This is a genomic window from Bradyrhizobium sp. MV1.5, from assembly GCF_055807615.1.
In genome coordinates, this window is the sequence record NZ_JBVVPL010000001.1 from 79,033 (window position 1) to 101,858 (window position 22,826).

The window sequence follows — 22,826 nt, forward strand, 5'->3', positions numbered from 1 at the left end:
CGATCGGCCGCACGTTCATGCCAAAATTCCTCCGCATCGGACTCCATCAGTCGAACGTATCGGGTTACACGTCGAAGGCGTGGTGCGTCCGGCGCGTCGGCACGGCGATCCTCCTGAAATGGGGCGCCGTGGAGGTCCAGGGCGCGGGTGACGGACGAAAGGTCTACTGGACCCGTCTGCCGCAGGAGAAGACAATTCGCTGCGGCAGCGCGCAGCGTGCCCAGGATTACGCCAAGGCCGCGATCGCGCGGCGCCGCAATCATCGTTATGAACCGCTCGTCGGCGCCATCGTGCTCCGACGCCGACCGGCCGCAGGCAGCACCGAACTCAAGCGAGCGCTCGCCACGATCCTGATCGTCGATATCGTCGGCTCCACCGCAAAAGCCGCAAAGCTCGGCGATGCCCGCTGGACCAAGATCATGGGTCATTATTACGCGGCGGTCCGCAAGGAGCTGAAGAGCTCGCGAGGCAAGGAAGTCACGACCACGGGCGACGGCGTGCTGGCGACGTTCAAGACGCCGGCTGCCGGCATCAATTGCGCGACCGCGATCCAGAAGGCCGTGCGTACGCTCGGCCTCGAGATCAGGGTCGGCCTGCATGCCGGCGAATACACCGTGAGCGGCACCGAGGCGGTCGGCCTCGCCTTCCACATCGGCACCCGCGTCGCCGCAAAGGCGCGCGCCGGTGAAGTCTTGGTCTCCGGCGCGGTGAAGGAGCTGATGACGACGCAGTCCGAGATCCGCTTCAGGGATCACGGCCTGCATCAGCTCAAGGGCGTCCCGGAAAAATGGAGGCTCTATAGAGTGGAGGGGTGAGAGTGGGTGAAGCTCTCACCGTCCTTCGTAAACGGGTGGACGCTTCTGCGCCTCGGCATCCCGCCCTTCCTGGAAATCCCTCGTCGTGAGCAGCGCGCGATATTGGTCGCCAAGCTTGGCGAGCGCGGTCTCGGGGTCTTCGAGCGCAAGGCGCGAGGACGCCATGGAGGTCTTGATGCCGAGGGGAGCGCATGCGGCGATCTTCTCGGCGATCTCGACAGCCTTCGCGAGGGCGGAGTCGCGGTTTGCTGCCACCTCCTGAACCGTTCCGATCCGGAGCGCTTCGTTCGCATCCCAATGATCGCCCGTGAGAATGAACCGCATGGCATTTCCCCAGCCGGCTTCTCGGGGGAAGCGGACGGTTGAACCGCCTCCGGGAAAGCGGCCGTGTGTGTTCTCGTCCTGGCCGAAATCCGTGTCTTCCGATGCGATGCGGACGTCCGCAACGAGGAAGATCTCGTGGGCCATATTCCAGGTGTCGCCATGCACCGCGACAATCAGCGGCTTGGTGAGCGCCGGCTTGGTTCGCCCGAGCGGGTCGATGAAGCCGGGTCCCTCCATCATCGTCCTTCCCGATTGGGCGAATGCCTTGTAGGCGTCGACATCGACACCTCTGGAGAAGCGTTCGCCGTAGCCGAACAGAACCGCCGCACGCAGCGAGGGATCCCGATCGTACTGGTAGTAGGCTCTCGCCAGGTTTTCCGTCGCCTCCGGATCCAGCCGATTGTCGATGCCGGGCCTGTTGATGCCGATCAGCACGATGTGGCCTTTGCGCTCGATGGTGATCTTGGTCCGCTCACTGTACGGAATGTCCGCCATCGGCGCGGACTCGTCAGGTTGTGACATCTGGATTCCATCTTCCCATGCTTGGGCCTGCAACGCGACTGGTCTCGAAACAGCGGTCATGACCGATGCCGATGATGTCGCTCCGGCGCGGGCCGGTCGATGCGATCACCTGAATGATGAGAGCGCTGCAACGATGATGTGGTACCGTGCGGGGAATTGCATCAGGGCCGACACGCGCGATCGTGCGTATCCGAAAACGCGTCTACGTTTTCGAAATGACGATGAATGAGGGTGTGGGCTCAAGAGCGTGCCGGAGCTATGGCGGGTTTGGGACTGAGGCGATGCGCGCGGGGCGCATCCGCGCCCTCATCTCATCTGGACGACGATTTTCCCCTTGGCTCGTCCCTTTTCGAGATAGGCCAGCGCCTCTTTCGCCTGTTCGAGCGGAAAGACCTTGTCGATCACCGGCCGGATGCGCTCCGCCTTGAGGAGCTCGCCGATCTCGGCGAGTTGCCTGCCGTCCGGGTGCACGAACACGAACGAATAGTCCGCGCCCATTTTGCCGGCGTGGCGAATGATCTTGCGGCTCAGCCATCCGAACAGCAGCACCATGAAGACATTCATTCCCCGGGCGCGCGCGAACGCGGCGTCCGGCGGCCCGACCAGCGAAGCAATCCTGCTCCCCCGCTTCAGGATACGAAGCGATGTCTCGAGCGCGTCGCCCCTGAGCGTACCCAGCACCGCGTCGTAATCCCGCAGCACCGCCTCGAATTGCTGGGTTTTGTAGTCGATCACCTCGTCAGCCCCGAGGCTGCGCACCAGATCGATGTTTCCAGTGCTGGTCGTCGTCCCGACTTTGGCGCCCAGATGTTTCGCGAGTTGGATCGCGAATGTGCCGATGCCGCCGGCGCCCGCGGGGATGAACACCTTCTGGCCGGGCTTGAGACGTATGTGCTCCCTAAGAGCTTGCCATGATGTCAGGCCGACCATCGGGATCGAGGCCGCGTGCACGAAGTCCAGATTCGGCGGCTTGAGCGCGGCGGCATCCTCCGGCACGGTCGCGAATTCGGCGAGAGCGCCGGTGCCGTGATCGAAGATGCTGGCGAAGACGGCGTCGCCCGGCTTGAAGCGGGTCACGCGGCTTCCGACCTCGACGACAAGGCCCGCGAGATCGCTGCCCAGCGTGGCCGGCAACTGAAACTTGAGGATCGGCTTGAACGTTCCCTTCGGAATCATGTTGTCGATCGGGTTCAAGCCCGCGGCGTGAACCTGGACCAGAATTTCGTTCGGTTTGGGTGTCGGCAGCGGGACCTCGGCGAACGCGATCTGGTCCGGCTTGCCGTAACGCTTGAAAATGAGGGCTTTCATTTTTCCTCTCGGTCCGAAGGTTCTTCGCAACAGCAAGCTTGCGGCCGTCAGAAAGCCCGCGCGGTGCGGGCGGGCTGCGGCGCCGCCGTCGCGTCGAGCCGCAAATCCTTTCGGATCCCGGCATCCACCAGGACTGCAGGCGCAAACCTGCGTAGCAACCGCAGGCGCTTCGCAAGGCTGCCGGCCGCGTATTTGAGCTGCGGGTGCGCCGCGCTCGCGGCCTTCAGTACGGTCTCGGCCACCACGCCGGGCTGTTCGGCCGTCGCCATCACCTCGTTCACCCGCTTGGTCACGCCGGCGCGCGCCTCGCGATATTCGTCGAACGTGGCGTCGGGCTCCATGAAGTTCGCGTCGAACGGGGTCTTGGTGTAGGCGGGCTCGACCACGGAGACCCGGATGCCCCGCGTGCGCAGTTCATGGTCGAGCGATTCCGAATAGCCCGCCACCGCGTGCTTGGTCGCGGCATAGAGCGCGCCGTAAGGCATCGGCAGAAACCCGAGCACCGAGCCGATATTGATGATGCGGCCGCTTCCATTGCGCCGCATGTGCGGCACCACGGCGCGCGTCATCCGGATCAGGCCGAAGAAGTTCGTCTCGAAAATCGCGAGCGCCTGCTCCATTGAGCTCTCTTCCGCGCCGGCAGGGGCAACGCCGAAGCCGGCATTGTTGACGAGCAGATCGATGCGGCCCTCGCGCCGGATCACTTCGCCGACGGCGGCTTCAACTGATGCATCGCTGGTGACCTCGAGGGCCAGCATCTCGAAAACCTGCTTGCCTGCTTGGGTGCCCCGCCTGCTGGTGCCGAACACCTTGTAGCCGGCGTTCGCGAGCCGCTCCGCCGTGGCCTGGCCGATGCCTGAGGAGGCGCCGGTCACCAGCGCGATCTTCGGTGTAATCCTGTTCATAATGCCTCTCCGACGCCACGACCGGGTCTGAATTCGTTTGATTACGATCGTAACTATTGATATACATGACGACCGTAATTATAAAAGTCAAGCCCCGCCTCTAAGGATCGGTCCCATGCGCGTCTCAAAGGAACAGGCCGCCAAAAATCGCGAGCATATTCTCGAGACCGCCTCTCGCCTGCTGCGGGAGCGCGGCATCGCCGGCGTCGGTGTCGACGCACTCGCCGAGGCGGCCGGGATGACGCACGGCAGCCTTTACAGTCAGTTCGGCTCCAAGGAGCGGCTGGTCGAGGAAGCCGTGGCCCATGCGATCAAGGCCAAGGGCCAGGAATTGCCCGAGACGTTCGCGCTCGAGGACTATGTTTCGGAATATCTCTCGCCGGGGCATCGCGACGATCCCGCCGCCGGCTGCCCCTTCGCTGCGCTCGCCTGTGAAGTGTCACGTCAAGGCAGCGGCCTGAGGGCGCGCTTCACCGCCGGCGTGCGCGGCACGATCGCGCTGCTGAGCAGCCGGATGGCTTCCACACTGAAGCCGCGCCAGCGCGAGGACAAGGCGCTCGCAGCCGCCGCCTCCATGGTCGGCGCCCTCGTGCTCGCCCGCGCCGTGGACGATCCCAAGCTGTCGGACGATATCCTTCGCGCGACGAGGAATTCACTGGCGGGGTGACATCGTTCGCGGCGCGCCTATTTTCGGTTCGCTCCGGTGGAGCCGGAACCCGGCATGGCCTGCTGGCCTCCTTGCGTTTGCCTGGTGTCGTTGTCGCCTGGCCGCGCCGTGGAGGACTTCGCCGGTGCGTTCGCGCCGCCGCCATTGTTGTCCGATGACGTGTTGAGGCTGGAGGCTCCTGCTCCCGTCGTGCCGCCGGTGCCTGAGGAGTCGATGCTCGACCCGGTCCTGGACGCACCCGCGCCGCCTTGCGCGAATGCGGCAGGGGGGAATGCGAGAGCCGCAACGAGCCCTGCGAGAACCAGCTTTTTCATGTCCGCTCCTTTGCTTGACGTCGTCACATGCCGTGCCGAGGCAAAGATCTGGGGACGCACCTGTTCCTGCGGGGCAGCGCAAATCCGGCAGCAGCGACGATCAAGTCATCCCGAATTCACCGCGCGCGGGGCGATCCGTTCCTGCGCTTGCGGCGTCAGCTCGTAGCGGTCGCCGGCTTTCACCAGCCAGCCCGCCTCGATCATGCGTCGCGTCATGCCGGCGCTGCACAGCGGGTGGCTGCCGCCGGGATGAAACAGCGCGCCCTCGCGTTCGATCAGGTAGCCGTAGAGCCGCGCCTGTCGAAGCGGGTTTTGCATCCCTGGTGTGGGCGCCTCCATGGTCTCTCGCGCAGTCCTCCATCAGGCGGCCCCGGCCTGTGGCCCGGGGGCGGGGCTTCGAGCCGAGGCCGCCATTGCCGGAATCGCAAGGACCCGGCGCGGCCCAATACGCGACGGCCCAAGGTCGTTCCTACAAAGTCGCTCCTATCCGCCGTTGCTATCTCCGGAAGGGTGGCGGCAAGGCGAGGGGCCTAGGCCGACCAACGATCCTGCTCTTCCTGGTGGGCATGCTCGTTCAGCCGTTCGGCGATCTGATCCGCGATCTCGTCCGACTCGGCCGAGGCAACCGGCTCGCCCTTGTGGGTCCTGAGCTTGTCCTTGTCGGCTTCGATCGGGAAATCGTCGGGCTTCAGTCCGGCATCCCTGGTCATGGCGCGCCTCATTGTGTCTCGCATCCGGAAAACACGGATGCGGGCCGTTCGTTGCTGGAACTATGAAGCCGCGATCGAGAGTCACAGCCGGCTCAATCGCCGCGCGCCCCGCGGGGCTTCATCGCCGGGGTTGAGCGCCGCCGAACCCGTCGGCGATGTCCCGGTCGTTACGCCGTGCGTGTCGGTCTTGGTCATCTTCACCTCCCTCGAAAAGACCGCAACGCGCCTTGCCGCAGGAAGTGCCAATCGAGGATGTCGGATGCAGTGCACGTCAGTTGCGAGCCTGCGCATCCCCGAGATGGCCCCGCTTGCGGGATTGCGGAATTGATCACAACCAGAGCTTGCGCCGCCGCCGGAAAACCTTCAGTATGCATTCTGGCTCAGGATCGATCTCAAGTTGAACGATGCCGCCGCGTCACGGCGTCGTCGTCCCGGCATCGCCCGACATCCGCGCTTCACCCTGGAAACCTCATGACCCGCATCGACGCAGTCGACTGCCACGCGACCATTGCAATCATCGGCGCGGGCCCGGCGGGCCTGTCGACCGCATGGTTCCTGTCGAAGAACGGGTTTCACAACGTCACGGTGCTCGAGAAGCTCGGCCAGATCGGCGGACTCTGCAAGAGTCTCACCGTCGACGGCATGAGCTATGACCTCGGTGCCAATTACGTCACCTGGGCCTACCAGGAGACGCTGGAGATCGCGCAGGAGGTCGGCGCCACCACCTATGCCGAGGAGCCCTACACCTCGATCGACATCGCGCCTGACGGCAACAGCTTCACGTACCGATCGCTCATGGAGGCCGTGCTCTACGACCCCTACACCAAGTCCACGATCTCGTTGTGGACCTTCCTCTGGGCGGCGGTTCGATATCTCTATATCCGCTGGCAGCTGAGCGGCGTCATCGACGCGCCTGACTATCTCGACAAGATCCACGAGCGCCCCGAGCTCTGCGTCGACTTCAAGTCCTGGCTCGCAAAACAGGATCTGATGCCGCTCGCCACCCTGTTTCAGTTTCCGATCACGATCATGGGCTACGGCCAGCTCGACGACATCGCGACGCCCTATGCGTTGCGCTACATGTCGGTTCGGACGTTCTTTCCGATGGTGTTCGGGCACGGCCCCGTCAACTGGATCATCGGGAGCTGGCCGCGGCGTTTCACCGACGGGTTTCAGCGGCTGTGGGAACGGGTGTCCTGGCGCCTCAACGTCCGGCTCAACGTCAACATCACCAAAATCGAGCGTTCGGCGGCCGGTGTCCGGATCGACATGGAATATCCCGAGCAGGATCTGAACGACCTCAAGATCGTCAAGGACAGCAAGCTCTATGATTATCTGGTGCTCGCCTGTCCGTTGACGACCGACGTGTTCGCGCAGCTCGGCCTTGCTGCCAATGCCGCGGAGCAGAACGTGAATCGCGAGATCAAGTTCAATCCGTACTGCATGACGACGTTCTGGATCGACATGAAGATGGATGCGCCGGTCGCGCCGGTGCTGCCGCTCACCGAACAGGGCACGCCGTGGGCGGTCGCGCGGCAGTTTCAGGATAGCGGCAACATGTTTACGCAGTTCTACACGCGCCCCAGGGACAAGCAGACCAGCGACGAGGTCATCGCGGAGGTCAAGCGCCTGACCAAACTGCTCGGCGGCACGATCGACACCAGCCAGCCGCGCTGGCACACGTTCGACGAGTTCACCTACTTCCAGCACTTCACGCCGGACCAGATCAAGACCGGCATCTATGCCGACCTTGCCCGCATGCAGGGCGAAGACCGCACCTTCTACGTCGGCGGCGCCACCGACTTCGAGCTGGTCGAGCCGATCGTCGTCCATTCGAAATACATCGTCGAGAAGCACTTTGCCGGCGGCGTCCGCGCAAACTAGCGGGGCGGGGAGGTCATCAGCGGATCGTCACCGCACGCCCGTGCCCTTGCAGCGCTGGCACTTCACCACCTTGTCGCCCTTCTTGAGCAGGCCTTTGCCCTCGCAGTTCTTGCATTTCTGCTTCTTCTTGATGTTCGGGCCTTTTTCACTGGTCATGGAGGTCTCCTGCCGCGAGAGAGCGGTCAACTATCGCACCGTATGAGAGGGCTCGGCAGGGGCGATCATCCAGACGGGCGCCGACAGCCTCGGCCACACCGTCATAGCCTCAAAAAGCTGGCGCCGCACTACGAGTTCACAAGGTGTCGCCCTTCAAAACCAGATTTCGTTCGCAGGCGAAGACCCGAGAGCCGACCCGCAACAGATTACAGGTCTGCCACCGCCCGGTGCGGATGGGCCTTCGAGGCCGCCGCCACCCGTTGGCTATTGCACGTGGAACAAAGTTGAACTATCTAGCCGCCGCATCGGGGGGTGGATCTGACCGTGGCACGAAAGCTGTCGTGGCCGGCCGGTAACAACGCTCCGGAATGTAGAAATCGGTTCAGCGTCGTGGGGAGATGAGCTGCCAATGGTGAAGGCATCAACGCTCGACCGGATTTTCGCAATTCTGCTCCTGATCGGGGCCGGGCTTCACGCTTTTGGATCGATCGCATCCTTCCCATTCGGGAGCACCGAACTGGTCTGGGCTCTCTCGGGAAGCCTGGCCGCCGGCTTGACCTCTGCGATCAATCTGGTTCGTGCCGGCCGGCCCGAAGACACCGCCGTGGCACGGTTATCGCTCGTCGCCAGCCTTTGCTGGGCCATCGTCGCAATAGGTTTCGGTGCAGCCATCGGCAGTCTGGTCGATCCCCGCGTGATGTGGCACCTCGTCTGCGCACTGGCGCTCGCGGCCTTCAGCCTGCGGACCATGACCGGGCGTGCTGAAGCCATCGCCTGAGCCGCAGAGCAGCACGGCGGGCTTCCAGCTTCTATTTTGCGCCCGAGAAAACATCCGCTGCGTAGACGACCTTGCCGCCCACGACCGTCAGCAGCGACGCCGTGGCGCCGATTTGCTCGACGGGGACGGACAGGAAATCCCGATCGAGAATCGCGAAGTCGGCGAGCTTGCCGGTCTCTAACGTGCCGCGCCGCGTCTCGTCGAAGCAGAACCAGGCGCTTCCCACGGTGTAGAGGCGCAAGGCATCTTCGCGGCTGGGTGTTTCGTCCGGCCCGCGCGTCGAGTGTCCGCCGACGGTCTTGCCGTCGAGCATCCATTGCAGCGCCACGAACGGATTGTAGGATGCGACCCGATGCGCATCCGTGCCGGCGCCGACATGGACCCCCATGCGCAACGCCGTGGCGATGGGCGGCATGCTGCGTGCAGCTTCGCCGGCCTGCGCCACGATACGGTCGCCTCCGAGATACATCGCGTCCTGCATGGTCCAGCCGACACCAAGGGCTTTCATGCGCGCCAGCGTTTGGGGCGAGGTGTTGTCGAGATGGGCGATGGACCAGCGCAACGGCGCGAGCGGCGTCTCCTTGTTGACCTCGTCATAGAGGTCCAGGAGGTGATGGACGGATTTGTCGTCCTGCCAGTGGATGGTGACTGTCAGCCCTTGTTTGGCCGCCCAGCGAATGATCTCGCGAAACTTGTCGTTGGCGGCCGCGTCGGGCGCATTGTTGTTGTACATGGCGCCGGTGATCCGCTCGCCTAGTCCGTTGAACCGCAGCATGTCGTCGCCAAATCCCATCGGCAGGAACGGCGTGAGAGCCTTGTACTCCTCGAATTCCGCCCCGACATTCTGGGCGAACAGGCTGTAGGCAACCCGAACCGAAAGCGATTTGTCACGCCAGAGCTTTTGCAAGGCGGCGTAATGGCTGGGATAAATGCTGAAGCCGCCGGGATCCACGATCCCGGTCACGCCAAGACGATTGAGTTCCGTGAAGAACTGCCGGGTCCCGGCGACATTCTCTTCGAAATTCGGCCTCGGCAGCCGATCGAACAGCGCGGAGATACTGACGATGGAGCCGTTGAGCCAGCCCGTGGCGTCGCCCGATGCGGCCGTGATACCGGCCGGCAACTGATCCGCGGACATCCCGAGCGCTTGTTGCGCCTTCGGCGTCATCAGCACCGCCGAATAGAACAGCTGGATGTAAGCCGGATTGTCGGGAACGGCCGCCATCACCTCGGCGAGCGTTGGCCGCCGCTTCTCCGCAAATTGCAATTCGCTCCAGCCACCGGCGACGATGATCCATGACGCCGGGCGCGCTTGTGCCGCCTGGCGCAAGCGTTCCATGGCCTCAGGGATAGTCTTTGCCCCGATCCAGTTGACCTCGGTTGCGTAGGTCAGTCCCGCGCGCACCGCGTGAATATGGGAATCGATCAATCCCGGAATGATGGTGCGTCCACCCGCGTCGACACGGCGCGTCGCGGGCCCGATCAGGCCTTCCATGGAATCGTTGCCGCCGACTGCAACGATCTTGCCGTCGCGGACTGCGAGAGCCTGCGCGATCGTCGATGCGGGATCCAGCGTCACGAGCTTTGCGTTCGTGACAATGAGGTCGGCCTTTTGCGCGTAAGCCAAACTGGCCCAGCACGAGATCACCAAAATCGCCAGAAGCTTTCGCATCATCAGTCCCAATATGAGAGAGGCCGAAGCGGCGCCACACATCCGCCGTCGGGTGCGCTCGCGGACATCGCGTGTCGTAACGGGGAGTGTGGTGATCCTGACCAAGTCTGGCACCAACAAAATCAGCCGGTCCACTGGAAATTTTGATAAAGGCCGAAGTATTTGATTTTGCAGCCCGCCTTCGCACGGTTCGCTTGCCATTTGTGGCTCCGGCGTGCCTAGCCGAAGCTCGCGAAGCGAGCGAAGGCTAGTGGGCCCGGCAGGGCTCGAACCTGCAACCAGACCCTTATGAGCGGCCGGCTCTAACCATTATGCTACAGGCCCGCCGCGAGACGGCCCGCGGGACTACGCGGCCGGCAACGGTGCGCGTTCGTTTACAGATCGCGATGACAGCGCACTTAATCCGCGAGCTTTCGAGCCCATGCATTGAGTGCACCTAATCAGAAGCCCTTGAACCCGTGAAAGCCGAAGTATCTCGCACGATCAAAAGGCAATTCGATTGGCTTATTCCATTGGGGTAAGCCTTGACATCTTTCGGACACCGAAGCCTGTCCCGTGGACGTCGATTGTTATCAATGTCTTCCGAAGCGTCATTCTGTCGTCCCAGAACCAATCGGCGATGAGATCGGCTTTTGGCGGTAGTTCGCCTTCCAACGTCCACAGCCTGTCTTCCCAATTTCTATTGCGAAGTCTGCTCGATACCTCAGACAGCATGCCGGCAGATAAGTCTGGGATGGCGCACAAGTCTTCGAAGTCGCGCGCACCGATGTCTTGATCCGTGGTATTGAGACGGAATACGCCCATTGGATAGTCGACGTAGAAGGATGAGAAGCGTGCGGCCGCCCTCAGAGCATCATCGTGGCGTGAGTCGTTTGCTACAAATTCGTCCTGATCGGTTATCCAAGTGACGTTGCCATAAGGCCGTGACCAGAGCGAGAGTAAGATAGCCGTGATGTGAACTTTTCGAAGCATGCCCTCGAGTGCGCGAGGATTCCATTTTTCCTTTAGGTTGAGCGCCTCGAGCAGAGAGATCGACTCTCCGGGCGCGATGGATAGCCATTTCTTTTTCTTATCGATCGCGATAGCGACGAGATGGCCGTCGAGTCCAGCGGCGGCGGCTAGAAATGGGACGAGTGCGCTTTGTCGAAGCGGGTCATCAAGTCTTTTGTAAGCCATCCGACGCCCATTGGTCAGATGTCTACGCGCTGCTTGATTAGATGATTGCCACTCATCAATGCCTCCTCGAGCAATGAGGTAGCAGTAGATCAAATGGGTCGCTTTCTTGTGCTCTCCACCATAGTCCGAAGCGATGACTAAATGCGCGCTTTCGCGAGGCGTTGGCTCTGACGCGGCAAGTATTTTCTGAATCGAATGACCCCACCCCCACAATTTTCGCGCGGCTATGTTGCGGGGCGTGAGTAACTGCCAACGATCGTTGTTCTCGGGAACTAGGATCATGTGGTTTTGAGCCTTCGAACCCGTGAAAGCGACCTAGGCTGCACTATCGCAGCAGTGCGGATCGACCATAGGACAGCTACATAGCTAGAGAGTTTCTTTCTCTTTGCGGCAACAACGATAATTCGGTTGGGGTACGCGTCTGCGCGGCTCCCAATCCGGAAAGTGGAGAACATTATCCTTTCGAAGTTGAGCCGCCAGTTGATTGACGGTAGTCAATCTCACTACATGCTTGGCCAGAACGAGTGGCCAGAGATCTTTGTAGAGTATCGGATTTGCCTTTTCAGGCGCCAGTGTAGCTAAGGCTTCGCGCGCTTTGCTCTTCTCAGATTCAAGAAATGTGCTCGCTTCATTTTCAGCCATTTCGTGAAGTGAGCCGAACATCTCTGTCTGGCGGGATTTGGCTTCGGCCTGATCGACCTTCGTTGCGGCGCGAGTGGCCGCTTGAGCTTCGAGCGCCTTGACTTGGCAATCTCGGAAAACCTCTAAGCCACGATCATGTCTTGTCCCGTAAAAGAGTGAGTACAAAGGGCGATCTCGGGCCGGGCGCAAAATCGTTGTTTCGCACACATGCTTGAAATTGCCTGCTTGAAGGATGCATTTCGTGAATGCGTCGATTAAGACTTCTTTGCGTTGATCGGATGTGGCTGCTTGGTTAAGTCGTTGCCGCCAATCTCCAGAGGGTAGCAACTCGTTTAGGCCTGTCACTACGGCAGGATCATTGATGCTGGCGGCACGATTGATGAACTCGAACATAAAATTGAACAAAACTTCCGAATTCGGCCGCGCCAATAGCGGTTGAAGTGTGTTGAGTGGAATCCGCCAGCCCTTCGGATCTAAGAGGAAGAATGAAAATGCGTCCTTTGGGATTTTTGACAGTATGGTGGGTACGAGGACGACAAAATCCCCTTTTTGCGGTATGATCTGAACGTCTGGAAATTTCGGCGGAAGCTTTTCAAGTTCTTTAAATGCCGTGGGCGACTTTTCGATTAGTATCGCCGTCATCTTCACGTCGCGGCCGTTACTCTTCCACGCTGCTTTTGCTGTGCGGAGCGCGCGCAGCGCAATTCCGAACGACGTATCTTCGTGATTCTCATTCGCGCTTTGCCAGGGCCCTGCAAAGCCATCAACATAAACAATGTGAGGGTAGGCACTCGCGGTTTTGTGCACGAGCGCTTCCAGGTACTGCTCGAGCAGGACGTGCTTTACATAAGCCTGCTCACGGCCCTTATAATCTTCAATATCGACCATTATTACTCGGCTGCATCAGCAAATCGCTGTTTAGTTGGAAATTGGCTCCATTCTTCGCCATCTAGATCGCGGCCGCCTGACTTCGGGCGAATGCCACCCCACTGCTTGAAGAAGAATGGGACACCCTCGGAAAGACATTGATCGCGGACTTCGCGAACCCAGTCGGGGTTCATCGGACGCGCACGGGGGCCGCTCTCGCCGCCGACAATTACCCAGTCAATTCCCGTTAGATCGAGCTTCCCAATGCGTCCGATGAGCGGCTCGATCGAAAGAAAACGGACGCCAGTCGGAGCGTCTTGGAGGTGCCTTACGCGACTCAGCTTCGTGCCGTCTTCGACAGAGACACCAAACCAGATGTGGTTTGGACCATGACCATCTTTATATCGACGCCTCAAAAAGTTTCGCATGACTGAGGAGCGCTTAGTTAGGACTTGGAATGTGTGCCAATGAGCACTTTCCATTGTGTCGCATACTCGGGAGATGAAGGCGCTCGGTATTTCCTTGTGGAATAGATCGCTCATTGAATTAACGAAAATCATTCGAGGTTCACGCCAGCGTAGTGGCTGCTCTATGCGCTCGGGACGTAGCGTAAGGTCGAAACCGGTCTCGAAAGGGTGGCCCGGCGTCCCCCGAAAGCGCTCCGAAAATCGCTCGGCATAACAATTGTCACAGCCTGCACTGATCTTCGTGCAACCCGTCACAGGGTTCCACGTCGCGTCGGTCCACTCGATCGATGTCGAATTTGCCATGGCGTAACCTTGAAGCGAGAGTGTAATCCATCACAGTCTGAGATGGTAGAGGTCTTGGTTCTTCTACGAACCATTACCGGAAATTCGGCGCTTTGACCTTAAGGCGCTAAGCGTAGGTCCGGGATGCAAACGTCGCGCGGGTGTTTGATCGGACTGGCGTCGCGAAGGAGCACGTCGAGTGCAGGGAGCGCAACGTCCGACGTCTGGTGGGCCCGGCAGGACTCGAACCTGCAACCAGACCGTTATGAGCGGCCGGCTCTAACCATTGAGCTACAGGCCCCGCCGCGAGACGGCCCGCGAGAGGCGCGGCCGGCAACGGTGCGCGGTTCGTTTACAGGGACGGAGGCGGGGGTGCAATGCTGGCTCCGGCGGCTGGAAACGCCGGCGCGGCAGGGTCTAAGATTTTTGAATAACCGAAATTGGCGATGATGCCCTTATAGTCCTGTTTTGCCCGACGGCGCAAGCCCGTCTCGCCGAGCCTTCGCCCCCGCCCTCTGGCAATCGCGCCAGGGGCTCCGCTTTTCGATTCTGTAACCCCTTGTAATTTCAAGATCTTTCTACTGTGCATGGGGTTGTTTTCGCACATTTTGTTGGGAGGGGTCTTCCGATCCCCTCCAATGCCTTGCTGTCGCGCCGCAGGCGCGGCAGTTCCCCGGCGCTAGTCCACCGACACGCCGGCGAACTCCACCACCTTGCGCCACTTCTCGGTCTCGTCGGTGACCAACTTGCCGAACTCGGCCGGCGTCATTGGCTTGGGGATGCCGCCGGTCTCGGTGAGGCGCGCGACCAGCTTGGGGTCCTTCAGCGCCTCGTTGACGGCCTTGTTGAGGATCTCGATCACGTCAGGCGGCGTGCCCTTCGGCGCGGAGATGCCGTAGAAGCCGACCGATTCGAAGCCGGGCAAAGTCTCGGCGATCGCGGGCACGTCGGGCACGCTCGGCCAGCGCTGCGGCGAGGTGACGCCGAGCGCGCGGACATTGCCGCCCTTGGCCTGCTCCATCGCGGAGGGGAGATTGTCGAAGATCAGCTGCACCTTGTTGGAGATGATGTCGGGGAACGCGATCGCAGATCCCCGATAGGGCACGTGCACCATGTCGCACTTGGTCATCACCTTGAACAGCTCCGCCGACATGTGCACCGAGGTGCCGTTGCCGGACGAGGCAAAGGAGATCTTGCCGGGATTGGCCTTGCAGTAGTCGATGAACTCCTGAACCGTCTTGGCCGGGAACGCGTTGGAGACGACCAGCATGTTGGTGAGCTGCATGATGCTGGCGACCGGCACGGTGTCGCGCAGGAAGTCGAACGGCAGCTTCTTGTAAAGCGAGGTCGAGATCGCGTTGTTGGGCGCGACGAACAGCAGCGTGTAGCCGTCCGGCGGTGAGGTGATCGCGGCAGCGGCCGCGATGTTGCCGCCGGAGCCGGTGCGGTTCTCGACGATGAACTGCTGGCCGAGGCGGTCGGTCAGCCACTGCGCCATGATCCGCGCCACGATGTCGACCGGGCCGCCGGCGGAAAAGCCGATCAGCCAGTGCACGGGACGGTCGGGATAAGCGGCGGAGGCGGGAGGTGCGGCGCCCAAAAGTGTTGAAAGGAAAACCAGCCCGAAAATACTGTTACGCAAAATTCGCAACATGACGCCTCCCATTGTTCTATTGTCGTTGGGCCGCATGCTTTCACAAAATCGGGGCGCTGCCTACATCGCCGCAAGTCGATGTTGACGCGCCCCCGCCGGGACCGTCCATGAGATTCGCGATCACCGTTCTTCTCGGCGCGGCGCTGCTGGTCAGCCCCGCCGCCGCTCAAACCGGAGGCAACGCCATTCCGACCACCGGCCTGACGATCAGCTTGGGCACCGCGACGCCCGGCGGGGGCTTTCCGCTCTATGGCAACGCCTTTGCGCAAGCGATGAACGCGGCCGATCCGCAAGCCATCATCGCCCCGCGCAACACCAAGGGCAGCAACGAGAACATTCCGCTCTTGGAGAAAGGCGCGCTCGATCTCGCTCTGGTGGCGGGCGAGCCGGCCTATGAGGCCTTCGCCGGCATCGGCCGCGCGCCAGTACGGCTGAAGATCCTCACGGCGATCTATTCCAACCCCGGCATGTTCGTGGTGCGCGCGGACAGTCCCTACAAGACCATTCGCGATCTGGTCGGTCAGCCCGTCGCATTCGGCGCCAAAGCCTCGGGCCTGCCGATCCTGGCGCGCTACGTGCTCGATGGTCTCGGGTTGAAGCAGGACGAGGATTTCAAGGCGATCTATCTCGACCGCGCCGGCGACGGCCCCGCGATGGTCGAGGACGGCCGCGTCGCAGCACTCTGGGGCGCCGGCATCGGCTGGCCCGGCTTTGCTGCGGTCGCCTCGAGCGGATCAGGCGCGCGCTTCATTGCGCCCAGTGCTGAGGAGATCACGCGCATCCGCGCCAAACACGCGTTCCTGAAGCCGCTCACCGTGCCGGCCGGCAGCTACCCGAACCAGTCCGAACCGATCGCCTCGCTCGGCTCCTGGAGTTTTGTGCTGACGCGGGAAGATTTGCCCGACGATATCGCCTACCGGCTCGCGAAGACGCTTCACGGGATCGAGCCGGCATTCTGCAAGCAGCTCGCGCAAGCCTGCGAGACCACGGCCGCAAACACCGTCGCCGCCGCGCCGAAGCCGGAGCTGATCCATCCAGGCGTGATGAAGTATTTTCGCGAGATCGGGGTGGTGAAGTGACGGTCGCAACAAGCGACCGTCATTCCGGGGCGATGCAGAGCATCGAGCCCGGAATCTCGAGATCCCGGGTCTGGTCCTTCGGACCATCCCGGGATGACCGCTACGCGGTCACTTCTTCACCATCGCACACGCCGGGTCCGGCGGACCGAACGCCTTGTCGCCCGAGATCGTCGTGAGGATCTTGTAATAGTCCCACGGATATTTGCTTTCCTCCGGCGTCTTCACCTGCACCAGCCAGAGGTCGTGCACCATCAGATTGTCCTCGCGCAGTTTGCCGTTGCGGGCGAAGAAATCCTCGATCGGCTTTTCCCGCATCTTGGCTGCGACCTTGAGCGGATCGTCGGTGCCGGCGTCCTTGATGGCGTTGAGATAGTGCATCACGCTCGAATAGACGCCGGCCTGCCACATCGACGGCATCTTGTTCATCTTGGCGAAGTAGCGCTTCGACCATTCGCGGGTCTTGTCGTCCAGGTCCCAATAGAACGACGTCGTCAGCAACAGGCCCTGCGCCGCCTGCAGGCCGAGGCCGTGGATGTCGGTGATCAGCGCCAGCAGTGCCGCCATCTGCTGGCCGCCCTTGAACACGCCGAACTCGGAGCCGGTCTTGATCTCGTTCATGTTGTTCGGCGGACCCGCCGCGATGCCGATGATCTTGGCCTTGGAGGCTTGCGCCTGCAGCACGAACGAAGAGAGGTCGGGCGTTGCCAGCGGCGGCTTCACCGAGCCCAGCACCTTGCCGCCATTGGCGGTCACGACCGCCGAGGCGTCGCGCTCCAGCGAATGGCCGAAGGCATAATCGTCGGTGATGAAGAACCAGCTGTCGCCGCCGCGCTTGACCACCGCATCCGCGGTACCGACCGCGAGCGCGCGGGTGTCGAACACCCACTGGATCGCGTAGGGCGAGCAGAACTTGCCATGGAAATCCGCGGTGCCGGTGGAGTGGGTGATGAACAGCCGCTTCTTCTCGTTGGCCATGTTCTGAACCGCGAGCCCGACCGCGGAGACCGGCACGTCGACGATCAGATCGACCTGGTCGACGTCGTACCAGCGCCGTGCAATCGCGCCGCCGATATCGGCCTTGAGCTGGTGGTCGCCGACGACGATGCTGATCGGCTTGCCGAGCACGGTGCCGCCGAAATCGTCGATCGCCATCTGCGCCGCCGTCACCGAGCCCTGGCCGGTCGGCGCCGAGGCCGGACCGTTCATGTCGGTGAGCACGCCGATCTTGACGACATCGTCGGACACCTGCGCCACTGCGGCGCCCGGCAGCAGCGTCGTCGCCAGGAACGTCGTCGCCAGGAACGTCGCTGCAACGCCGGCAGCCACCGGCAGTCCAAATCTCGTTGGCTTCATGCTTATCCTCCCCTGATCCGGCGCGTTGGCCGGTGTACCCCCGGGTATGGCCCGGCTGAATTGGTTTCTTTTGCAACTATTTGGGGGCGGGCGTCAACGTCAGGCGGCGAAGCGGATTTGTCCGGCCGGCGAGGGATCGTAGCCGGTCAGCTCCTCGGCGCGCTGGAGCAACCGCTTTTCGCTGAGGAACCGGATCAGGCCCTGCATGGCGGGGCGGAAATAGCTGCGCTGCCGCATCGCGAGGTCGAAATTCTCCCAGACCAGCGGCACGAAATCGAGGCCGGCCGAGCGCGCCGCCGCACGCGTCGCAATTCCGCAATCGGCTTGTCCCGCGCGGACGATCTCGGCGAGATCCGGCCCGGTCAGGGCCGGCGTCTCGATCCGGCGCAAATCGCGCGTCGAGGCGCCGGCGCGCTTCAGCAACACATCCAGCAGCATTTGCGCGCCCGTGCCCTGTTGCCGCATCGCCATTTTGGCCCCGAGCGCGAGCACGTCGGAGAGGCCGCGCAGCCGCTTGGGATTGCCCGGTGGCAGCACGAGACCCTGCTCGCGGCGCACGAACGCGACCAGCAATGCATCATGCAGGTCCGGAGCGTCTCGCAGAACCGTCGCATTGGCGTCCGCGGCAAGATTGCCATCGGCATCGAGGCTGTGGAAGTGCACCGCCACGGCCATCACCTCGTCGCGCTGCAAGCGCTCGAGCCCGCGCGCGCTGCCCTCGCTCATCGATCCCAGCCCCGAGCCGGATTCGCGCAGACTCCAATCCAGAAGCTCGTCCTGGCTGCCGCCGACGACCGGCGGCGGCTCAGCAATCAGCATGCCGGCCGGACGCGCCAGTCCGGACAGCACCCAGAGGTCGAGCTCGTGCCGCGGGAAGAGCCATTTGCCGGTCACCTTGGTGCAGGGGATCGCACCGGTGGTGACGAGTTCGTATAGCTTGCGTTCGCCGAGCCGAAGATAGTCGGCGGCTTCGCTGGTCGTCAGGAATTCCATCCTGCATTCCTATGCAAATTCTTGCTTCTTTTTGGAGCTCGACGCAGGTGGAATTCTGCATTTCCAGTTTTGTCCGCTACGACCATGCCTGATCATCTCGCTGCTTTGCAACACATCCCCACGCGCGATCTCTGCTTTGGTGAACGATCCTGAATCGCTCGCGTGGCGCGGACCTCGCGGCTGTCGCGCGCGCCGCATTGCCGGAATTTCCCGACACGGCGGGACAATGAGCAGACGCGTCACGAGTGCGGCGCAATCGATCATCATCATGATCGCGTCATAGCCTGTGGGAACCCGATCATGGCCGTCCGCCGCCTCTCCGTTGCACTCGCGCTTTTCTGCGGCCTCGCCGCGAGCGTTGCGGCGTCATCCGCGGAGGAACGCGCGATCGTGCTCGCCACGACCACAGCGACGCAGGAGTCCGGCCTGCTCGATTACCTGCTGCCGATCTTCCGTGACAAGACCGGCATCGAGGTGACGGTGATCGCGCGGCGCGCCGACGAGGTCCTCGAGGGGGCACGCAGGGGCGAAGTCGACGTCGTGCTGATGCATGCACGGCCGCAGGAGGAGAAATTCGTGGCCGACGGTTTTGCCGCGAAGCGCTTCGACGTGATGTACAACGATTACGTGCTGATCGGGCCAAAGAGCGATCCCGCCGGCGTCAAGGGCAAGGACATCGTGACCGCGCTGAAGGCAATCGAGGCCAAGGGCGTGCCGTTCGTGACGCGCGGCGACCGCTCGGGCACCCATGCCGCCGAGCTCGCGCTCTGGATCGTCGCCGGCATCGACATCGCCCGCAACAAGGGCGGCTGGTATCGCGAAGCCAAGCAGGGCATGGCCTCAGCCCTCGACGCAGCGCGCACGGCGAACGCCTATGTGCTGTCCGACCGCGGCAGCTGGATCGCTTTTCGGGAGCGCGGCGATCTCGACATCGTCGTCGAAGGCGACAAGCGGCTGCTCAATCAGTACGGCGTGATGCTGGTGAACCCCGCGAAGTTTCCGAACGTGAAAAAGGAGCTGGGGCAGGACTTCGTCGACTGGCTGATCTCGCCCGACGGACAGGCGGCGATCGCCGGATACAAGGTCGACGGACAACAACTGTTCTTCCCCAATGCGGACAAGTCGGGCGGCTGACGTTGGTATCGCCAGCGGTTGCCAAACCGGGCGATGCATGGTCCATCATGATGCATGACCCAGCGCCTGCCGCCATCGCTGACGCCGCTCGACTCCGCGCTCGCCGCGTTGCTGACAGGGTGTGATCCGCTCGCGCCGGTGGAGTTGCCGCTGGGCGAAGCGGCCGGCTGCATCGCGGCCGGCAATCCGCTGCTCGCGGCGCGACCGTCCCGTGACGTCGCTGCCGCCGATGGCTGGGCGTTACGCGCCAATGATCTGGTCGGCGCGTCCTCCTATTCACCGCTAGCTCTCGCAAGAGCGCCCGCCTGGGTCGATGCCGGCGACGCGATGCCGGCGGGATGCGACTGTGTGCTCGATGCCGACGCAGTCGAGCTGTCTGGTCCGCTCGTCCAGGTGTTGGCGGAGGGCGTGCCGGGGCAGGGCGTCAGGCGCGCTGGAAGTGATATCGACGGACGCACGCCTGCCGCGGCAGATGGGTATCCGGTCGGTCCTGGCGCTCTGCTGCTCGCGCGCGCCGCCGGACTGGACCGACTGAACGTGCGCCGTCCGCGGCTGCGCATTGTCAATGTACCAGGCGCAACGGGGACCATGCATCTGATTGCGGAGATCGCTCGCGCCGCAGGACTGGATGTGCACACGAGCGAGGCCGGCGCGCGAGACGCGGGATCGATCGCGGAGGCGTTTGGCGTGCCCACCTGCGATCTCCTGCTGACGATCGGCGGCAGCGGTGTCGGTCGCAACGATGCAGCGGTCACGGCGCTGGCCCAGCGTGGTGACGTGATCGCCCATGGTCTTGCGCTCCAGCCCGGACGCACCGCCGCGGTCGGGCGGCTCGGAACCGTTCCTGTCGTCGCCTTGCCGGGATCGCCGGATCATGCGCTTGCGGTCTGGCTTGCGCTCGTGCTGCCGCTCGTCGAGCGGCTGTCGGCGCGGCTGCCGCGCCGACAGTTAACTTTGCCGCTCGCGCGCAAGATTGCATCCAGCGTCGGTATCGCCGAAATGGTTCTGCTGGCGGAGGAACATCATGCGTGGGTGCCGCTTGCGGTAGGAGAATGGCCGCTCCAGGCAATGGCCGGTGCGGATGCATGGCTGCTTGTTCCCGCCAGCCACGAGGGATTTCCAGCAAGCGCGCCGGTCGATGCCTATCTGATGCGGGAATGATATGGGTCTTGGCATGACGATGATCCCGCAATCGCAAACCCGCAGCGCGCTCGAGCAGGAGCAGTTCCTCAAGATCCTTTCCCGCGAGGACGCCTTGGCTCGCTTCGAGGCCGAGCTGTTCCCGCGCGCTCTTTTGAGCGAAACGCGCAAACTCGGTGCTGCGCTCGGTGCGTCGCTCGCTGAAGACATCACTGCGCCGATCGACGTGCCGCCGTTCGACCGTTCCAATGTCGACGGTTTTGCGGTGCGCTCAGCGGACCTTGCGACAGCCGGCGAAGGCGCGCCGGTTCGGCTCGGGCTGAATGGCGAGACCATTCACTGCGGCACCGTACCGGCGCTGCAAGTGGAGGCGGGAACGGCAACGCCGATTGCCACCGGTGGTCCGCTGCCGCGCGGTGCCGATGCCGTGGTCATGGTCGAGCATACCCAGCCGGCGGGATCGGGTGCGATCGACGTCCGTCGCGCGGCCTCGCCCGGGCAATTCATATCCTACGCAGGGTCCGATATCGCGCGCGGCGAGGCGCTGCTGCGCGCCGGCACGATCATCGGCTCGCGCGAGGTCGGCATGCTGGCGGCCTGCGGTCTTGCCGAGGCGAGCGTGGTGCGCAAACCTCGTGTTGCCGTGATCTCCACCGGTGACGAACTGGTTCAGCCGGGCGAGGTGCTCGCGCCCGCTGCGATCTACGACACCAACGGCGCGATCGTCACTGCTGCGATCGACGAGAACGGCGGTGAGGCGGTTTTCCTCGGCGCCATTCCCGACGACGAAGCCCAGCTCGAAGCCGCCATGCGCCGTGCGCTGGCGGACGCCGACATGCTGGTGCTCTCCGGCGGCACGTCGAAAGGCGCGGGCGATCTCTCCCATCGCATCATAGGCCGGCTCGGCCAGCCCGGCATCATCGCGCATGGCATTGCGCTCAAGCCCGGGAAGCCGCTGTGCCTTGCGGTGTGCGACGGCAAGCCGGTGGTGATCCTGCCGGGTTTTCCGACCTCCGCGATGTTCACCTTCCACGACATGATCGTGCCAATGCTGCGCAAAATGGCCGGACTGCCGCCGCGCTCCGATGCCAAGGTGAACGCGACCGTGCCGGTGCGCATTGCTTCCGAGCTCGGCCGCACCGAATTCGTCATGGTCTCGCTGGTCGGAGGCAAGGACGGCTTGATCGCCTATCCCTCCGGAAAGGGGTCGGGTGCGATCACGTCGTTCGCGCAGGCCGACGGTTTTCTGCGCATCGACGCGCTCGCCGACCAGATGCCGGCCGGAACCGAGGCCGAGGTGACGCTGTTCACGCCACATGTGCGGGTGCCCGATCTCGTCATCGTCGGCAGCCATTGCACCGGGCTCGATCTCGTCACGGCGCAACTCGCGCATGCCGGCCTGACCGTGCGTTCGATCGCCGTCGGTAGTCTCGGCGGACTTGCGGCGGCGCGGCGCGGTGAATGCGATCTGGCGCCGATCCATCTGTTCGACGACAAGAGCGAGACCTACAATACGCCTTACCTGATCGAGGGGCTTGAGCTCGTGCCGGGCTGGCGGCGGATGCAGGGCATCGTGTTCCGCAAGGGCGACAAGCGTTTCGAAGGCCACAGTGCGAGGGACGCCGTCGTCGCGGCGCTCGCTGATCCCTCCTGCATCATGGTCAACCGCAATCAAGGCGCCGGCACGCGCATCCTGATCGATCGTTTGCTCGGTGGTGCGCGCCCGGAGGGCTACTGGAACCAGCCACGCTCGCACAACGCGGTGGCCGCGGCGGTCGCACAGCACCGCGCCGACTGGGGCATGACCATTGCTCCGGTCGCCCATGCGGTAGGCCTCGGTTTCATTCCGCTCGCGGAGGAGCATTATGACTTTGCGCTGGTGACGGCACGCAAGCAGCGGCCTGCGGTGCAGGCCTTTCTCGCCGCACTCAGCTCGGACGAGGCGCGTGCCGCACTGGAGCGCGCGGGATTCCGGCCGGCGTAG

The 22,826-nt window shown here is 63.0% G+C and carries 22 protein-coding genes and 2 tRNA genes; 8 read left to right on the forward strand and 16 right to left on the reverse strand.

Translation table 11 applies throughout. From position 1 onward, the window contains the following. Nucleotides 1-17 precede the first annotated feature (17 nt). Entirely contained in the window at nt 18-815 is a 798-nt protein-coding gene (locus tag AC0L2J_RS00375) for an adenylate/guanylate cyclase domain-containing protein (protein WP_063996669.1), read from the forward strand. Nucleotides 816-830: 15 nt separating this feature from the next. On the opposite strand, the gene AC0L2J_RS00380 is transcribed toward AC0L2J_RS00375, so the two are convergent. The 3 genes from AC0L2J_RS00380 to AC0L2J_RS00390 all read right to left on the reverse strand — a co-directional run bounded on the left by AC0L2J_RS00380 (nt 831) and on the right by AC0L2J_RS00390 (nt 3,874). Next, nucleotides 831-1,661 carry an enoyl-CoA hydratase-related protein gene (locus AC0L2J_RS00380; RefSeq protein WP_231171065.1) on the reverse strand — a complete coding sequence of 277 codons (831 nt, stop codon included), beginning with the start codon at nt 1,659-1,661 and terminating at the stop codon, nt 831-833. A gap of 306 nt (nt 1,662-1,967) precedes the next feature. Beyond that, entirely contained in the window at nt 1,968-2,969 is a 1,002-nt protein-coding gene (locus AC0L2J_RS00385) for an NADP-dependent oxidoreductase (RefSeq protein ID WP_473386429.1), read from the reverse strand. A 47-nt stretch (nt 2,970-3,016) separates the two neighbouring features. Further along, nucleotides 3,017-3,874 (reverse strand): oxidoreductase, encoded by an 858-nt coding sequence (locus AC0L2J_RS00390; protein ID WP_473386431.1) that lies wholly within the window; start codon nt 3,872-3,874, stop codon nt 3,017-3,019. Between the two features lie 115 nt (nt 3,875-3,989). Between AC0L2J_RS00390 and AC0L2J_RS00395 the strand changes: the two genes are divergently transcribed. Continuing rightward, complete coding sequence (locus tag AC0L2J_RS00395) at nt 3,990-4,541, forward strand: TetR/AcrR family transcriptional regulator (protein ID WP_063993745.1); 552 nt, start codon at nt 3,990-3,992, stop codon at nt 4,539-4,541. Nucleotides 4,542-4,558: 17 nt separating this feature from the next. Here AC0L2J_RS00395 and AC0L2J_RS00400 read toward each other — a convergent pair whose 3' ends face one another. From AC0L2J_RS00400 to AC0L2J_RS00410, 3 genes are all read right to left on the reverse strand, one after another. Next, nucleotides 4,559-4,855 (reverse strand): hypothetical protein, encoded by a 297-nt coding sequence (locus AC0L2J_RS00400; RefSeq protein ID WP_473386432.1) that lies wholly within the window; start codon nt 4,853-4,855, stop codon nt 4,559-4,561. 105 nt (nt 4,856-4,960) lie between these two features. Next, on the reverse strand, nt 4,961-5,173 hold the full coding sequence (locus tag AC0L2J_RS00405) for a hypothetical protein (RefSeq protein ID WP_473386434.1): 213 nt from the start codon (nt 5,171-5,173) through the stop codon (nt 4,961-4,963). Between the two features lie 212 nt (nt 5,174-5,385). After that, the gene (locus AC0L2J_RS00410; protein WP_473386436.1) at nt 5,386-5,565 is read right to left on the reverse strand and encodes a hypothetical protein; all 180 of its coding nucleotides are present in this window, start codon (nt 5,563-5,565) and stop codon (nt 5,386-5,388) included. A gap of 471 nt (nt 5,566-6,036) precedes the next feature. On the opposite strand from AC0L2J_RS00410, the gene AC0L2J_RS00415 reads away from it, so the two are divergent. Further along, entirely contained in the window at nt 6,037-7,449 is a 1,413-nt protein-coding gene (locus AC0L2J_RS00415; RefSeq protein ID WP_473386439.1) for an FAD-dependent oxidoreductase, read from the forward strand. Between the two features lie 27 nt (nt 7,450-7,476). Here AC0L2J_RS00415 and AC0L2J_RS00420 read toward each other — a convergent pair whose 3' ends face one another. Next, nucleotides 7,477-7,605: a hypothetical protein gene (locus AC0L2J_RS00420; protein WP_007600646.1), complete on the reverse strand. Its 129-nt coding sequence runs from the start codon at nt 7,603-7,605 to the stop codon at nt 7,477-7,479. Nucleotides 7,606-8,014: 409 nt separating this feature from the next. Here AC0L2J_RS00420 and AC0L2J_RS00425 point away from each other — a divergent pair, with 409 nt between their 5' ends. Further along, entirely contained in the window at nt 8,015-8,383 is a 369-nt protein-coding gene (locus AC0L2J_RS00425; protein ID WP_473386440.1) for a hypothetical protein, read from the forward strand. A gap of 31 nt (nt 8,384-8,414) precedes the next feature. Here AC0L2J_RS00425 and AC0L2J_RS00430 read toward each other — a convergent pair whose 3' ends face one another. From AC0L2J_RS00430 to AC0L2J_RS00460, 7 genes are all read right to left on the reverse strand, one after another. Continuing rightward, nucleotides 8,415-10,055, reverse strand: coding sequence for an amidohydrolase (locus AC0L2J_RS00430; RefSeq protein ID WP_473386441.1), 1,641 nt, complete (start codon nt 10,053-10,055; stop codon nt 8,415-8,417). A 251-nt stretch (nt 10,056-10,306) separates the two neighbouring features. Then, nucleotides 10,307-10,379 (reverse strand) — tRNA-Ile (locus AC0L2J_RS00435). Between the two features lie 180 nt (nt 10,380-10,559). Continuing rightward, complete coding sequence (locus tag AC0L2J_RS00440; protein WP_473386443.1) at nt 10,560-11,513, reverse strand: hypothetical protein; 954 nt, start codon at nt 11,511-11,513, stop codon at nt 10,560-10,562. 84 nt (nt 11,514-11,597) lie between these two features. After that, nucleotides 11,598-12,761 carry a three-Cys-motif partner protein TcmP gene (gene tcmP / locus AC0L2J_RS00445; RefSeq protein ID WP_473386444.1) on the reverse strand — a complete coding sequence of 388 codons (1,164 nt, stop codon included), beginning with the start codon at nt 12,759-12,761 and terminating at the stop codon, nt 11,598-11,600. Nucleotides 12,762-12,763: 2 nt separating this feature from the next. Beyond that, on the reverse strand, nt 12,764-13,510 hold the full coding sequence (locus AC0L2J_RS00450) for a DUF5131 family protein (RefSeq protein WP_473386446.1): 747 nt from the start codon (nt 13,508-13,510) through the stop codon (nt 12,764-12,766). Nucleotides 13,511-13,714: 204 nt separating this feature from the next. Continuing rightward, a tRNA-Ile gene (locus AC0L2J_RS00455) sits at nt 13,715-13,790 on the reverse strand. Nucleotides 13,791-14,168: 378 nt separating this feature from the next. Continuing rightward, nucleotides 14,169-15,143, reverse strand: coding sequence for a Bug family tripartite tricarboxylate transporter substrate binding protein (locus AC0L2J_RS00460; protein ID WP_473386448.1), 975 nt, complete (start codon nt 15,141-15,143; stop codon nt 14,169-14,171). A 107-nt stretch (nt 15,144-15,250) separates the two neighbouring features. Between AC0L2J_RS00460 and AC0L2J_RS00465 the strand changes: the two genes are divergently transcribed. After that, on the forward strand, nt 15,251-16,222 hold the full coding sequence (locus AC0L2J_RS00465) for a TAXI family TRAP transporter solute-binding subunit (protein WP_473386449.1): 972 nt from the start codon (nt 15,251-15,253) through the stop codon (nt 16,220-16,222). Nucleotides 16,223-16,330: 108 nt separating this feature from the next. On the opposite strand, the gene AC0L2J_RS00470 is transcribed toward AC0L2J_RS00465, so the two are convergent. Together AC0L2J_RS00470 and AC0L2J_RS00475 are read right to left on the reverse strand one after the other, a co-directional pair. Beyond that, nucleotides 16,331-17,575 (reverse strand): ABC transporter substrate-binding protein, encoded by a 1,245-nt coding sequence (locus tag AC0L2J_RS00470; RefSeq protein WP_473386451.1) that lies wholly within the window; start codon nt 17,573-17,575, stop codon nt 16,331-16,333. A 99-nt stretch (nt 17,576-17,674) separates the two neighbouring features. Further along, nucleotides 17,675-18,568, reverse strand: a complete 894-nt coding sequence (locus tag AC0L2J_RS00475) for a helix-turn-helix transcriptional regulator (RefSeq protein ID WP_063993729.1) — start codon at nt 18,566-18,568, stop codon at nt 17,675-17,677. Nucleotides 18,569-18,868: 300 nt separating this feature from the next. Between AC0L2J_RS00475 and AC0L2J_RS00480 the strand changes: the two genes are divergently transcribed. The 3 genes from AC0L2J_RS00480 to AC0L2J_RS00490 are packed head-to-tail and all read left to right on the forward strand — an operon-like array spanning nt 18,869 to nt 22,826. Continuing rightward, nucleotides 18,869-19,702: an ABC transporter substrate-binding protein gene (locus AC0L2J_RS00480; protein ID WP_473386453.1), complete on the forward strand. Its 834-nt coding sequence runs from the start codon at nt 18,869-18,871 to the stop codon at nt 19,700-19,702. Nucleotides 19,703-19,756: 54 nt separating this feature from the next. Next, nucleotides 19,757-20,863, forward strand: a complete 1,107-nt coding sequence (locus AC0L2J_RS00485; protein WP_473386454.1) for a molybdopterin-binding protein — start codon at nt 19,757-19,759, stop codon at nt 20,861-20,863. Nucleotides 20,864-20,876: 13 nt separating this feature from the next. Continuing rightward, on the forward strand, nt 20,877-22,826 hold the full coding sequence (locus AC0L2J_RS00490; RefSeq protein WP_035974796.1) for a molybdopterin biosynthesis protein: 1,950 nt from the start codon (nt 20,877-20,879) through the stop codon (nt 22,824-22,826).

What these genes read in the sequence shown, in the direction of transcription:
- AC0L2J_RS00440 (WP_473386443.1), bottom strand. Translation starts at nt 11,513, where the DNA reads ATGATCCTAGTTCCCGAGAACAACGATCGTTGGCAGTTACTCACGCCC.
- AC0L2J_RS00385 (WP_473386429.1), bottom strand. Translation starts at nt 2,969, where the DNA reads ATGAAAGCCCTCATTTTCAAGCGTTACGGCAAGCCGGACCAGATCGCG.
- AC0L2J_RS00470 (WP_473386451.1), bottom strand. Translation starts at nt 17,575, where the DNA reads ATGAAGCCAACGAGATTTGGACTGCCGGTGGCTGCCGGCGTTGCAGCG.
- AC0L2J_RS00475 (WP_063993729.1), bottom strand. Translation starts at nt 18,568, where the DNA reads ATGGAATTCCTGACGACCAGCGAAGCCGCCGACTATCTTCGGCTCGGC.
- AC0L2J_RS00450 (WP_473386446.1), bottom strand. Translation starts at nt 13,510, where the DNA reads ATGGCAAATTCGACATCGATCGAGTGGACCGACGCGACGTGGAACCCT.
- AC0L2J_RS00395 (WP_063993745.1), top strand. Translation starts at nt 3,990, where the DNA reads ATGCGCGTCTCAAAGGAACAGGCCGCCAAAAATCGCGAGCATATTCTC.
- AC0L2J_RS00415 (WP_473386439.1), top strand. Translation starts at nt 6,037, where the DNA reads ATGACCCGCATCGACGCAGTCGACTGCCACGCGACCATTGCAATCATC.
- AC0L2J_RS00405 (WP_473386434.1), bottom strand. Translation starts at nt 5,173, where the DNA reads ATGCAAAACCCGCTTCGACAGGCGCGGCTCTACGGCTACCTGATCGAA.
- AC0L2J_RS00375 (WP_063996669.1), top strand. Translation starts at nt 18, where the DNA reads ATGCCAAAATTCCTCCGCATCGGACTCCATCAGTCGAACGTATCGGGT.
- AC0L2J_RS00400 (WP_473386432.1), bottom strand. Translation starts at nt 4,855, where the DNA reads ATGAAAAAGCTGGTTCTCGCAGGGCTCGTTGCGGCTCTCGCATTCCCC.
- tcmP (WP_473386444.1), bottom strand. Translation starts at nt 12,761, where the DNA reads ATGGTCGATATTGAAGATTATAAGGGCCGTGAGCAGGCTTATGTAAAG.
- AC0L2J_RS00390 (WP_473386431.1), bottom strand. Translation starts at nt 3,874, where the DNA reads ATGAACAGGATTACACCGAAGATCGCGCTGGTGACCGGCGCCTCCTCA.
- AC0L2J_RS00460 (WP_473386448.1), bottom strand. Translation starts at nt 15,143, where the DNA reads ATGTTGCGAATTTTGCGTAACAGTATTTTCGGGCTGGTTTTCCTTTCA.
- AC0L2J_RS00480 (WP_473386453.1), top strand. Translation starts at nt 18,869, where the DNA reads ATGGCCGTCCGCCGCCTCTCCGTTGCACTCGCGCTTTTCTGCGGCCTC.
- AC0L2J_RS00425 (WP_473386440.1), top strand. Translation starts at nt 8,015, where the DNA reads ATGGTGAAGGCATCAACGCTCGACCGGATTTTCGCAATTCTGCTCCTG.
- AC0L2J_RS00465 (WP_473386449.1), top strand. Translation starts at nt 15,251, where the DNA reads ATGAGATTCGCGATCACCGTTCTTCTCGGCGCGGCGCTGCTGGTCAGC.
- AC0L2J_RS00490 (WP_035974796.1), top strand. Translation starts at nt 20,877, where the DNA reads ATGACGATGATCCCGCAATCGCAAACCCGCAGCGCGCTCGAGCAGGAG.
- AC0L2J_RS00485 (WP_473386454.1), top strand. Translation starts at nt 19,757, where the DNA reads ATGACCCAGCGCCTGCCGCCATCGCTGACGCCGCTCGACTCCGCGCTC.
- AC0L2J_RS00380 (WP_231171065.1), bottom strand. Translation starts at nt 1,661, where the DNA reads ATGTCACAACCTGACGAGTCCGCGCCGATGGCGGACATTCCGTACAGT.
- AC0L2J_RS00420 (WP_007600646.1), bottom strand. Translation starts at nt 7,605, where the DNA reads ATGACCAGTGAAAAAGGCCCGAACATCAAGAAGAAGCAGAAATGCAAG.
- AC0L2J_RS00410 (WP_473386436.1), bottom strand. Translation starts at nt 5,565, where the DNA reads ATGACCAGGGATGCCGGACTGAAGCCCGACGATTTCCCGATCGAAGCC.
- AC0L2J_RS00430 (WP_473386441.1), bottom strand. Translation starts at nt 10,055, where the DNA reads ATGCGAAAGCTTCTGGCGATTTTGGTGATCTCGTGCTGGGCCAGTTTG.